General features: G+C 34.1%; 12 protein-coding genes. 8 read left to right on the top strand and 4 right to left on the bottom strand.

What is annotated here, in order from left to right:
* The first annotated feature begins 6 nt into the window (after positions 1–6).
* The 7 genes from AAC024_RS10225 (at position 7) to AAC024_RS10195 (ending at position 7,442) form a co-directional block, all read left to right on the top strand.
* Positions 7–288 carry a membrane dipeptidase gene (locus AAC024_RS10225; RefSeq protein WP_339895288.1) on the top strand — a complete coding sequence of 94 codons (282 nt, stop codon included), beginning with the start codon at positions 7–9 and terminating at the stop codon, positions 286–288.
* 50 nt (positions 289–338) lie between these two features.
* A complete protein-coding gene (locus AAC024_RS10220; RefSeq protein WP_339895287.1) occupies positions 339–1,379 on the top strand; it encodes a methyltransferase in 1,041 nt (346 codons plus the stop codon).
* Positions 1,380–1,627: 248 nt separating this feature from the next.
* Positions 1,628–2,164, top strand: coding sequence for an acyl-CoA thioesterase (locus tag AAC024_RS10215; protein WP_339895286.1), 537 nt, complete (start codon positions 1,628–1,630; stop codon positions 2,162–2,164).
* A gap of 322 nt (positions 2,165–2,486) precedes the next feature.
* Complete coding sequence (locus AAC024_RS10210; protein ID WP_339895285.1) at positions 2,487–4,175, top strand: amidohydrolase family protein; 1,689 nt, start codon at positions 2,487–2,489, stop codon at positions 4,173–4,175.
* The gene (locus AAC024_RS10205) at positions 4,175–5,374 is read left to right on the top strand and encodes a heparan-alpha-glucosaminide N-acetyltransferase domain-containing protein (protein WP_339895284.1); all 1,200 of its coding nucleotides are present in this window, start codon (positions 4,175–4,177) and stop codon (positions 5,372–5,374) included. The genes AAC024_RS10210 and AAC024_RS10205 overlap by 1 nt, the downstream gene beginning before the upstream one ends.
* 20 nt (positions 5,375–5,394) lie before the next feature.
* A complete protein-coding gene (locus AAC024_RS10200) occupies positions 5,395–6,696 on the top strand; it encodes an APC family permease (protein WP_339895283.1) in 1,302 nt (433 codons plus the stop codon).
* Positions 6,693–7,442 carry a DUF6090 family protein gene (locus AAC024_RS10195; RefSeq protein ID WP_339895282.1) on the top strand — a complete coding sequence of 250 codons (750 nt, stop codon included), beginning with the start codon at positions 6,693–6,695 and terminating at the stop codon, positions 7,440–7,442. The genes AAC024_RS10200 and AAC024_RS10195 overlap by 4 nt, the downstream gene beginning before the upstream one ends.
* 390 nt (positions 7,443–7,832) lie before the next feature.
* Here AAC024_RS10195 and AAC024_RS10190 read toward each other — a convergent pair whose 3' ends face one another.
* The 4 genes from AAC024_RS10190 to AAC024_RS10175 form a co-directional block, all read right to left on the bottom strand.
* Positions 7,833–8,387, bottom strand: a complete 555-nt coding sequence (locus AAC024_RS10190; protein ID WP_339895281.1) for a hypothetical protein — start codon at positions 8,385–8,387, stop codon at positions 7,833–7,835.
* A gap of 1 nt (position 8,388) precedes the next feature.
* A complete protein-coding gene (locus AAC024_RS10185; protein WP_339895280.1) occupies positions 8,389–8,715 on the bottom strand; it encodes a hypothetical protein in 327 nt (108 codons plus the stop codon).
* 4 nt (positions 8,716–8,719) lie between these two features.
* Positions 8,720–10,123 (bottom strand): M20/M25/M40 family metallo-hydrolase, encoded by a 1,404-nt coding sequence (locus AAC024_RS10180; protein WP_339895279.1) that lies wholly within the window; start codon positions 10,121–10,123, stop codon positions 8,720–8,722.
* A gap of 296 nt (positions 10,124–10,419) precedes the next feature.
* The gene (locus AAC024_RS10175) at positions 10,420–11,304 is read right to left on the bottom strand and encodes a PPK2 family polyphosphate kinase (RefSeq protein WP_339895278.1); all 885 of its coding nucleotides are present in this window, start codon (positions 11,302–11,304) and stop codon (positions 10,420–10,422) included.
* 261 nt (positions 11,305–11,565) lie between these two features.
* Between AAC024_RS10175 and AAC024_RS10170 the strand changes: the two genes are divergently transcribed.
* A partial coding sequence (locus tag AAC024_RS10170) for an NAD(P)H-dependent oxidoreductase (RefSeq protein WP_339895277.1) occupies positions 11,566–12,061 on the top strand: 496 nt, incomplete at its 3' end.

The raw sequence follows: 12,061 nt of genomic DNA, 5'->3' as shown, positions 1-12,061 counted from the left end.
TTCAAAATGAAAATATTACTCCTATCCATTTTCACATTTGTATCAGTAAACGCCGTTTTTGCTCAAACCTATATCACCAATACCACAATTACCGATGTTGAAAACCAGAAAATGATTCCAAATCAAACCGTAGTTATTACCAATGATTTGATTACCAATATCCAATCCTGCAAAAAAAATAAAATCCCAAAAAACGCACCTTTTAAATGGGTCATTCAACATATAGAATATGTCATCAATTTAGTAGGAGTCGATTATGTTGGGATTGGTTCCGATTTTGACGGCTAAATACCATCTTTTAAAAATACAACTTATAGTAATTATTAAATACAATTAACATGGAAACAACAACACAAAACCCACCAGTAAACCCATCAAAAATCATGCAAATAGGCATGGGCTTTTGGGCATCAAAAACATTGCTGACCGCTGTAAACATGGAACTGTTTACGCATTTGGCAGAAAAACCAGTATCAGGAAAAGAAATCCAGTCCAAATTAAGATTGCACAGCAGAAGTCTTTACGATTTTCTGGACACCTTGGTCGCTTTAGGTTTTTTAAAGCGTACAGGAATAAAAGAAACTGCTATGTATAGTAATGCAGAAGATGCCAATATTTTTCTGGATAAAAATAAACTCAGCTATATCGGTGGCATTTTGGAAATGTCCAACAACAGATTATATCCGTTCTGGAACGATCTGGAAGAAGGCCTTAAAACTGGTTTACCGCAATGCGAGACCAAAAACGGTGGCAAACCTTTTTTTGAAGCCATTTATGCCGACCCAAAAAAGCTAAATGAGTTTGTGCATGCCATGGGAGGTGCTCAAATGGGAAATTTTATAGCTTTTGCCAAAGGGTTTGATTTTTCAAACTATAAAACCCTTTGCGATATTGGTGGTGCTGGAGGCAATCTTTCTGCCCATGTTGCCATGAACAACCATCACATGCACTGTACTTCTTTTGATTTACCACCGGTGGCCCCTATAGCTAAAGAAAACATGTCCATTTTGGATTTAAATGATCAAGTTACTATTGCTTCCGGCGACTTTTTTACAGATGATTTCCCGAAAGCGGACGTAATTACCATGGGAAATATACTTCATGATTGGGGAAAGGATGATAAAAAAATGCTCATTAATAAAGCATACCAAGCCTTGCCAAATGGAGGTGCTCTTGTAATTATTGAAAATATCATTGATGATAACCGAAGTGAAAACGCCTTTGGGCTCATGATGTCCCTAAACATGCTCATCGAGACACCGGAAGGCTATGATTTTTCGGCATCGGATTTTGATGAACTGGCAAAAGAAGCAGGCTTTAAGTCAACAACGGTAATGCCATTGACAGGGCCTACGAGTGCGGTAATCGCTATAAAATAAACCACCATGGATTTGAAATCCATAGTTTTAAAATAAAAGAACGAAATTCTTTTTAGAGTTAGCATGTCATTCCGAATGAGGTACGAAGAGGAATCTCATTATTATAAGATTTCTCGTCACTCTCCCGGTAGCTATCGGGATTGCTCTGTCGAAATGACAACATGCTCTAAAAGTTTATAGAAACTAAAGTAACTGCAATGTAATTGCAGGGTTTTAACCTTTAACTAGATAATAAATATAGATAAGACATGTTCTATTATTGGCTACATATTATTTATATTTTCATTTGCTCAAAATTATTTTGGGACAAAGTAGATGCAACATCCACTATTAGCAGAACCCGAAGGGTAAGTATCCTGGATTGCGATTCGTTGCGGTTTATGGCAAATTCAAGATACCTTTATTATATGGACTTGATAAGATTTGAAATAACATTTAGGTCTAAATTATACGAAAACACCATTAAAAAAAGCATGTTCGGGGTATTGGGTTCACAAAAAATAATTTACAAAAAACCTTTAAAACGGTGGAGCCAATTTAAAATCACTTTAGTGTTGGAAGGTTGGGATGATAAATGGGTCTATCACAGCCAAATATTTGAACAGAACAATGAGATATGTGCGGTTGGCTATACAAAAGCCGCTTTTTGGAAAAATAAAAAAGTGCAGGACATAAAAAAGATACTTTCAGATTCCGGGGTTCAAGAATCTGAAAGGAAAGTTCCCGAAGCCATACAAAACATTTTTAAAGATGATTATAATTTATTGAAAATTGATTTAATATGAAATAGCTTTTTAAAGATAAAATGTGGGTAGCCAATATTTTGCGGTATGCATTTCTGTGCCGTAGGTACAGCATATAAACATTGGGTGCTGAATTGAAAGGCAACATATTTCGTACCTAAAGGCACGATTCATTTAAAAAAATGTTTGTGATATCAACATATAGTCCCTAACGGGACGGTTCAATAGCCATCATTTTATAAATGAGAAAATAAAATTTTATTGAATAACCATTAAAAAAACATAAATGGAAACACTAAATAAATTGTTGAGCATGAAAACGAAATCACTCCTACTCCTTTTGTTGTTAACCTTAAGTAACAGCATGTTCTCGCAAACCTATATTACCAATGTCACCATTGCAGATGTTGAGAAGCAAAGATGGATTCCCAATCAAACGGTCATTATTAAAGATGACCGCATTGTAAATATTCAAAAAAGCAGTAAAATCAAAATTCCTGAGAGTGCTATCGTAATAAATGGAACCGACAAATATGTGTTACCGGGATTGACCGATGCCCACATCCATTTTTTTCAAAGTGGTGGGCTTTATACACGACCTGATGTTATCGATTTACAAAAAGACATGCCTTATCAAAAAGAAATCGATTATTCACATGAAACGATGGAAGAGGTATTACAGCGGTATTTACAAAACGGCATTACCAATGTGATTGACGTTGGTACAACCATTAACTTTTTAAAACAAAGGGAGCTATTTAAGAATAATGATGATGTGCCATCCATTTATATGACCGGACCCTTGTTGACCACTTATGAACCCTCGGTGTATAAAAATTTAAAAGACGACGAGCCATTTAATTTGGTAAAAACGGTTGAAGATGGCATTAATATAGTACAGGAGCAGTTGCAATATCAACCTGATTTCATTAAAATATGGTACATAGTAGGTGCAGATGGATTAGAAAAAGAAGCAAGTGCCAGAAAGAATTTACCAATAGTTAAAGCCATTATTGACGAAGCCCATAAAAACAACTTAAAAGTTGCCGTTCACGCCACACAACGGATAACCGCTCAATTGGCGGTGGAAAACGGCTGCGACTTTTTGGTGCATAGTGTGGATGATGAGATTTTGAAAGCTGATTTTGTTCAGTTAATGAAAAAAAACAAGACCATTCTTTGCCCAACGCTGATAGTTCATGGTGGTTATGTAAACATCTTCGGGCAAACCATTAACCCAAGCGATCATGAATTATTAAAAGCCGATCCCCACCAATTGGGATCTTTATTGGATTTAAAACATTTACCGGACAGCTTACTCATCAATAATTACAAAAAAATGGCGAACTCCAAAGAAGGCGTCGCACGTTTAAGCAAAGCGGATTCCATAAGTATGGCAAACCTTAAAATTTTGTCGGATTCAGGTGTGTTGATTGCTACCGGAACAGATGCCGGCAATATTGGCACCTTGCACGCTTCGTCCTATTTGGCCGAATTGCAAACCATGAAAAAAAGCGGCATGAGCAATTGGAAAATCCTACAGGCATCTACCATCAATGGTGCAAAGATTTTAGATAAAGAAAATGAATTTGGAACGGTTGGCATCGGCAAAAAGGCGAACCTCATTATATTGGATGACAATCCCATTGAAGCTATTGAAAACATTACCAAAATACATCGCGTTATTAATAAAGGTGTTGTTTTTAACCCGGATGAATTGATAAAAGACACACCGGCAGATTTGGCGCAACGTCAGCTGAACGCCTATAACTTTAGGAACATAGACGCCTTTTTGGAACCTTATGCAGAGGATGTTGAAGTTTATAACTATCCAGATAAATTACTTTTCAAAGGAAAAGAAGCGATGCGGAAAAACTATTCACAAATATTTGAAAACACACCCAATCTGCATTGTGAGTTGTTAGGGCGTATTGTTCAGGGGAATATAGTCATAGACCAAGAGCGTGTTCAGTTTAGGGATAAAATTGTGGAAGCTGTTGCCATCTATCATGTTGAAAATGGTAAAATCAAAAAAGTATATTTTATCAATTAATGATGGATTACAATATGGCTCAAGCAAGATCAACAAGAATAGAATCCATTGACGTATTAAGAGGCGTAGTTATGGTTATTATGGCATTGGATCATACTAGAGATTTTTTCCATTATGGATCTTTTTTCTCCAATCCAACAAATTTAGAAACCACAACCCCATTTTTGTTTTTCACAAGGTTTATAACGCATTATTGTGCGCCTGTATTTGTGTTTCTTGCCGGAACATCGGCATTTTTATATGGCACAAAAAAAACAAAACACGAGCTTTTTAAATTTTTATTAACGCGTGGTTTATGGCTTATCTTTCTAGAAATAACCTTAAATAATTTTTTATGGAAATTCGACATCACTTTAAGTCGCCTTATACTGCAAGTAATTTGGGCTATTGGTTTAAGTATGGTAGCGTTATCATTCTTGATTTATTTATCGCGAAAAACCCTTTTAATAGTTGGGATTATTATTGTAGCTGGTCATAATTTATTAGATGGCATTGTTATGCAAGGGAATAGTTTCCAGTCCATTATCTGGTATATATTACATCAAGCAAACATTGTTACGGTTAGTAGCACTTCTGATATTGGCATATTTTATCCAATATTGCCGTGGATTGGACTTATGGTATTGGGCTACTCTTTAGGGTATTTATATCAAAAAGGTTTTCATCCAATTATCAGAAAAACATGGTTACTGCGTCTAGGAGTTGGAACGATACTTTTATTTTTTATTTTAAGAGGCGTAAATATTTATGGAGATTTAGTTCCGTGGACAACTCAAAGTACCAGCACAAAAACTATTATGTCTTTCTTTAAAGTCTCAAAATACCCGCCTTCTTTGGCTTTTATTTTAGTTACCATTGGTCCCTCATTATTATTTTTGTATGCCTTTGAATCTGTTAAAAATAAAGTAACCGACTTCTTTCTAGTTTTTGGTCGTGTTCCTTTATTTTATTATTTCTTGCACATATTAGTTATTCATTTTTTCGCAATGATAGGCATGGCTATTTTTGGTGGAAATTGGCAAGACATGATTTTAACTAAAGAAGTTTTTAGTAACGCGAAACTTATAAATTACGGCTATTCCCTTTTTGTGGTTTACATGGTTTGGATTGGTATTATAGCACTACTCTACTTCCCTTCTAAAAGATACATGATTTACAAAGCAAATAATAAAGATAAATGGTGGTTGAGCTACCTATAAATGACTACTAAATTTATTTAATGAATCAAAAAGAAGAGGGCTTAAAAAGAAGTATTGGTGTATTAGGTCTATCTGCCAATATTATTAATATTATGATTGGAGCAGGTATTTTTGTATTACCCGCTATAATTGCTGCCAATATGGGGGCGTCAAGTATTTTTGCTTACATATTTTGTGGAATTTTAATAGCCCTTATAATGCTTTGCTTTGCAGAAGCTGGTAGTAAAGTAACCCATACAGGAGGTGCTTACACGTACATTGAAACCGCTTTTGGTGATTATGCAGGATTTATAAGTGGATTTTTTGCTATAACAGCAACTATTTTCGCGGATGCAGCAATATCTAACGCTTTAGTTAGTTTGCTTGGTTCAGCTTATCCCTTATTCGAAACCGAATGGGTTCGAATATTAATTTTGTTTATCTTATTTTTTGGATTGATTTATATTAATGTTATTGGAATAAAACAAGGCATTGGTTTAGTAAAGTTTAATACCGTTGCAAAACTTATACCTCTACTAATTCTTCTTATTTTTGGTTGGAAGGCGGTAACGCTTAATAATTTGCATATCGACACCTTACCAAGTATTAAATCGCTTGGAACTACTTCGCTTATCTTGTTCTTTGCTTTTCTTGGTGGAGAAACGGGTCTCATTGTTGGTGGAGAAGTGATAAACCCAAAACGTACAATTCCAAAGGCCATTTATATTAGTTTAACTGTAGTAATTATTATCTATATATTAATACAAACAATATGTCAGGGTGTTCTGGGAAGTGATTTGCCAAATTTTAAATCCGCCCCCCTTGCAGAAACTGCTAAAGTTGTTTTTGGATCTTTTGGGCTAGTGCTATTACTTGTAGGTGCTGCTGTTTCAATGTTCGGGACTATGAGTGGTTCTTTACTTAATAGCCCACGAGTGGTTTATGCACTTGCTCGAGATAAAGTAATTCCAGTTAAAGCACTATCCAAAATTCATAAAACATTCGGTACACCATTTATTTCTATCATCATTTATGGCATAGTTGGTTTTATTATAGCGGCAACTGGCAGTTTTGAAAAGTTAGCAATAATTGCAAGTAGTGCGATGTTAATTATATATTTGGGTGTTGCCCTATCAGTAATAAAGTTACGCAAGTTGCAAAAAACACAACCGGGAGAGTTTGAAATTCCTGGTGGTTGGATTGTTCCAATAATATCGATATTGATTATATTGTATTTTTTATCACATCTTAATAAAAATGAAATGATTGCATCTGGAATATTCGTAGGGATTTTAAGCTTAATCTATGTGATAATTACAGTTTTTAAAAATAACGTGAAATGATTATATTTTTCCGAAACATTCGTAAAAACCTCGTTAAAGCAGGCAAAACAACCAAGTATTTCAAATACGCCATAGGTGAAATTGTATTGGTGGTTGTTGGTATTTTGATTGCACTTCAGATTAATAATTGGAATGAGGTAAAAAAAATCAAAACACTAGAAACTAAAATACTCAAAGAATTACATAATAATTTAATCTTGGATATTGATGAAATTCATAATGATGTAAATTATATGGAAAGTATAAATAAAGCGTGTTCTGATATTAAAACTTATTTAGAGACAAATGACAGCCCTAATGAGTATTTGTTCAAAACTTTATCGATATTGAGGGTTACACCACATTTTGACCCTAATAAAAGTGGTTATGAACTGTTACAATCTAAAGGTGTTGAAGTTATTTCAAACGACAGTTTAAGAAACTCAATATCATTACTCTATGAAAGGAATTACCCTTATTATAAAAGATATGAAGAAGAGCGTTTACGGTTTCATGCGCTACACAGTGAACCCATGCTACTTAGCTATTTATATATGAATTTTGAACCTACTACAAAACAATATGGCAAATTTATAATTACAAACGAAGACTATAAAAAACTAAAACATGATACTTGTTTTTTTAAATTGTTAGCTGCTATTGCTTTTGAAAATAGTGCTGTTAAGGATAGAGGTGAAAAAGCAGAAAAAAATATGCGCTCTCTTTTAAGTTTTTTAGAAAACGAGATCGCACTTAAAAAGCAATAATTCATTTTATGAATATCACTTTTGTACATGACAAAAATTTAGAATTGAACTATAAACTGCACACATATAGCATATTAAGGCTTTTTAGTTTCGTAAACCTCACAGGTTTTGAAAACCTGTGAGAGGTCTTTGTTATCCTGAAAATTGCGAGTAGTTTATTTCTCAAAATTAATTTTTGTCATATACTTAAAAATATTAATTAGCCATTTCCTGTTTTTTAGTTAAGCATCAGATTCAGTTGTTTTCCATAATTACTAGGAGATATTTCGACTATTTCCCACTTTATTCTAGTAGGCATCAGCAAAATAGAAACCACCCTTGATATTTTGTAATACATAAAATTTGTCAGTTCCCTTACTGAATGAAATCTTAGCAAAAAAACAATCCATTTTACTCTCTAATCCTCCCGCTAAAAACACTCACTTTAGAATTAAAAGGATTACCTGACGCGCGTCGTAACATTACCACCTGCCCACAATGCCATAATGCGTCTGATATTGGACCATTAATAATATTCCAAAAAGGAAATCTATCATTATCAAACTGAGAAACATCATCTATTTTTCTTAAAATCCCTGAAGCTTTTTTAATATTTAATAGGGTTTGTTTACGCTTTTCTTCAAAAGTTAGTGCTTCATCTTTATCACTACTTTTTTCTGTTGAGATACTATGGAGTATAAAATTAGAAAGTCCGTATAAATGGTCGATTGTTTCAGCACTTGATCGTCCAGATTCACTTGGTTTATACTCTAAGTCCTCAACTCTTAAACCTTCAGTCGCCCAATAATAACGAAACCCTAATCCATCTAACATTCTAGAGGCTACAGTTCCTGCTGTATAGGTTTCAGCATGCTCGGGTATTTCGTAATACGGTAATGTATCGTCATTTTGGGCCATAGCAAATAGTGATAATAATAAGGTTATGGTTAATATTAGTTTCTTCATTTTATTTTGGTTCTAACGACATGACATAATCGTAGCTTTCATTTAAATACTTAGCTACATTGTCTAAATCTTCAAGCATTTGTTCAGGTATCAACACATAACCTTTCATTACGGCGCCGTAAGATTTATATATTGAAGATTGAAATTCTTGTATGTACTTCTCTTGAATATCTTTTGAAAATCGGAATCCAATTTCACCAGCTTTGTTCAAAAGCGAAAACATATATCCATTAGCGGAAGTATAAATCATTGATTTTCCTTTTCTTTCAAATCTTGGACATTTATCTACTAATGCGTCATAAAGTTTAAGTTTTTCACTCCAATCCATTATACTACTTTTTAATAGGCGTTTTATTTGAAATTGGATTCACTCCATATTTATCAAATAAATACACCAAAGACGTCATTGTTGCGGCTCCTAATTCTAGTTCGCGTTTATTTATGGCATCAAAAGTATCATTACTGGCATGATGATGATCAAAATAACGTTGAGAGTCTGGACGCAAGCCAGCTAAGACATTCGATTCTGTTTTTAAAGGACCAACATCGGCTCCACTTCCACCCTTTTCAAAATAATGGATAAGATAGGGTTTGAATAGTGGCTGCCAACTTAAAACCTGATTAAAACTAGCATCGTTACAATCGAAACTAAAACCACGAGGTGTAAATCCGCCTGAGTCACTTTCTAAAGCAAACACATGATTTTCACCTTTTTGCTTAGCAAGCTCAGCATATTTTTTTCCACCGCGCAAACCGTTTTCTTCATTCATAAATAAAACAACTCTGATGCTTCGTTTTGGTTTGATACCTGACTCTTTTAGTAATCTTAAAACATCCATAGATTGCACAACTCCTGCTCCATCATCGTGAGAACCATCTCCTAAATCCCATGAATCTAAATGACCGCCAACAATCATATATTCATTCGGGTATTCACTTCCTGTGATTTCTCCAACAACATTATAAGATTGTACATCTTTTAGTTGCTTACAATTCTGTTTAAAGTAAAATTTAATAGAACTATCTAATTTTAACATGGTACTTAATAACTCTGCATCATTAGTGCTAATTGCTGCTGAAGGAATACGTCTATCCACTGGTAAATTATCATAAGTCATACTTCCTGTATGTGGAAAGTCGTCCATTCGTAAATTCATAGAACGTACTATAACACCAACAGCTCCATACTTTATAGCCTCAACAGCACCTTTATAACGCTGGTTTACACAGCCACCGTAAGCTTCAAAAGTGAGAATTATATCGGCTTGCATTGGGCGGTTATAAAACACAATTTTACCTTCAATGTTTTCAGGACCAAGTGCTTCCAACTCTTCGAAGTTTTGAACCTCAACCACTTGTGCTTTTAAACCTAATGCTGGAGTAGCTACTGAACCACCTAGTGCACAAATATTTACATTAGTTGTTTTTCCTGGTGAGCTTTCAATAAAAGCAAATTCTTGTGCTCCTCTAACCCATTTTGGGACCATAACAGGTTGTAACCAAACTTTATCCAAACCTAGCTTTTCTAGTTCTTCTTTGGTGTATGCCACTGCTCTTTCTGCTCCTAACGATCCCGATAACCGGCTACCTATTTGGTTGGATAAATGGTTTAACCAATCGTAACTTTTACCATTGGTTAAAGATTGTTTGTAAATGGTTTTTATAACATCTGCATCGGTTTGCGAAAAACTAATTGTTGAACTTATTAATATTAAACTTAGAAGGATTCTTTTCATGTGACTTTTTATTAAGTGGATTCCTGCCTTTGCAGGAATGACAAACGATTTATTTTTATGTTTAAAGATACTGTTTCTTAAAAGTTGTGTACTACACCGAAACTTAAATTTGTGTTAATAACATAAGGCATGTGCGTTAACGTCCCAATAGCTATCGGGAGAAGCGGCATCCTTTTTAAAACTATGATAGTCTACATTCTAATTCAATCTAGAATTAGACAGATTGCCACAGTTGTTCCGCCTTCGCAATGACGTTTAAAAAGATACAGCGAAAAGCGTGTTAAAACGCCCAAAAACTATTCGTTATTAAGCTGTTGCCTGTATAATTCAAGATTTGCTTTTACATCATCATCCAGTTCTGGTTCCTGAATATCAGTGTATTTACTTAGTGTGTCGTACATAATTTTTGCCACTAAATATCTTGCAGACGGTTTATCATCGGCAGGAATGGTGTACCATGGGGCGTGCGGTTTGGATGTTCTGTTAATGGCATCTTCATAACAGGTTTGGTATTTATCCCAGAGTTTACGCTCTTTTAAATCGCCAGGTGAGAATTTCCAGTTTTTTTCTTGTTTTCGTAAACGACGTAATAATCTATTTTTTTGTTCTTTTTTTGACAGGTTTAAGAAAAATTTAAAAATGATAGTTCCGCTCTCCGCAAGATGCTTCTCGAAATTGTTTATCTGCTCGAAACGTTTATCCCAAAAAGCCTCATTAATATCATCTACGGAATGAACATCTGGAATATTTTCACCCATAATATATCCTGGATGTACACGGGTTACCAATACGTTTTCGTAGTGCGTTCTATTAAAAACCCCAAACTTTCCTCGAGCCGGGAGTACTAAGTAATGTCGCCATAAATAATCGTGTTTTAATTCTAAGTCGGTTGGCACTTTAAAACTATGCACTACTACTCCTCTGGCGTTAAAATCTTTAAAGACCTCACGGATTAAACTGTCTTTTCCAGAAGTATCCATGCCCTGAAGGCATACTAAAACGGCATATTTTCCGTGCGCATACATGGTGTCTTGAAGTTTTCCTAATTGCTTTCTAACTTTTTTAAGTTCTTTTTCGGCATCGTCAATTACAACTTTTGTTTGCGAATTTTTTAAAGATATGTTTGAAGTTACTTTGTAGTCATTCATAGTCAAAATTTTATCTGGATTAGATGAACTCATCTTGAATTTTTTTATTTCCTAAAAAATGGCTAAAATTCGTTCATATTACGTCTATTTTTTTATGCATAACAATGCTATACCTTTCAAAAATAGTCTTATCTAAACAAATTTTAACTCATTTTCGGTTAAAAACAAAAAGTCAAGATGAGTTCAATATATAAAAATGCTATCGATTTTATCGTGCTTAACATTAATTGTTTCTATTTGAAAGCGTCATTTCTATTCCTATAAAGTTGTTCCTTTGTTATTATTTTATGAATTATGAATAAGGCTGTTATTATACAAGGGAGCTCTAGAAGCGCTGGTGATACTAATAAAATTGTTAATTACATGGCATCAAACAACTTTATTGATGTTATTGATTTATACACCAAAAATATTGGACATTATGATTATGACTATAAAAATCAAAATGATGATTTTATAGAATTAATCACCGATATTATAAACACCTATGACACTATAATTTTTGCTACACCTGTGTATTGGTATAGTATGAGTGGCGTACTAAAAGTGTTTTTTGATAGAATTTCTGATATACTCCGAACACAAAAAGATACTGGCAGAAAATTACGAGGAAAAAATATGGCCATGATTAGCACGAGTAATCATGATGATTTAGTAGGCGGATTTAATATGCCTTTTGTGGAATCTGCTAAATATTTAGGTATGACATATTTGGGAGATATTCATACTTATGTTGAAAATGAAATAATTCCTGACGATGTAAAACTTAGAATAGATACTTTTATAAAGA

This window comes from uncultured Algibacter sp. (assembly GCF_963976535.1).
GTDB lineage: Bacteria > Bacteroidota > Bacteroidia > Flavobacteriales > Flavobacteriaceae > Algibacter_B.
The sequence above is the reverse complement of the archived record's forward strand: the minus strand, read 5'-3'. Positions and strand labels throughout refer to the sequence as shown.

Coding starts and splice junctions, on each gene's coding strand:
- AAC024_RS10205 (WP_339895284.1), top strand. CDS start 4,175: ATGATGGATTACAATATGGCTCAAGCAAGATCAACAAGAATAGAATCC.
- AAC024_RS10175 (WP_339895278.1), bottom strand. CDS start 11,304: ATGAGTTCATCTAATCCAGATAAAATTTTGACTATGAATGACTACAAA.
- AAC024_RS10220 (WP_339895287.1), top strand. CDS start 339: ATGGAAACAACAACACAAAACCCACCAGTAAACCCATCAAAAATCATG.
- AAC024_RS10190 (WP_339895281.1), bottom strand. CDS start 8,387: ATGAAGAAACTAATATTAACCATAACCTTATTATTATCACTATTTGCT.
- AAC024_RS10215 (WP_339895286.1), top strand. CDS start 1,628: ATGTTCTATTATTGGCTACATATTATTTATATTTTCATTTGCTCAAAA.
- AAC024_RS10185 (WP_339895280.1), bottom strand. CDS start 8,715: ATGGATTGGAGTGAAAAACTTAAACTTTATGACGCATTAGTAGATAAA.
- AAC024_RS10195 (WP_339895282.1), top strand. CDS start 6,693: ATGATTATATTTTTCCGAAACATTCGTAAAAACCTCGTTAAAGCAGGC.
- AAC024_RS10200 (WP_339895283.1), top strand. CDS start 5,395: ATGAATCAAAAAGAAGAGGGCTTAAAAAGAAGTATTGGTGTATTAGGT.
- AAC024_RS10225 (WP_339895288.1), top strand. CDS start 7: ATGAAAATATTACTCCTATCCATTTTCACATTTGTATCAGTAAACGCC.
- AAC024_RS10180 (WP_339895279.1), bottom strand. CDS start 10,123: ATGAAAAGAATCCTTCTAAGTTTAATATTAATAAGTTCAACAATTAGT.
- AAC024_RS10210 (WP_339895285.1), top strand. CDS start 2,487: ATGTTCTCGCAAACCTATATTACCAATGTCACCATTGCAGATGTTGAG.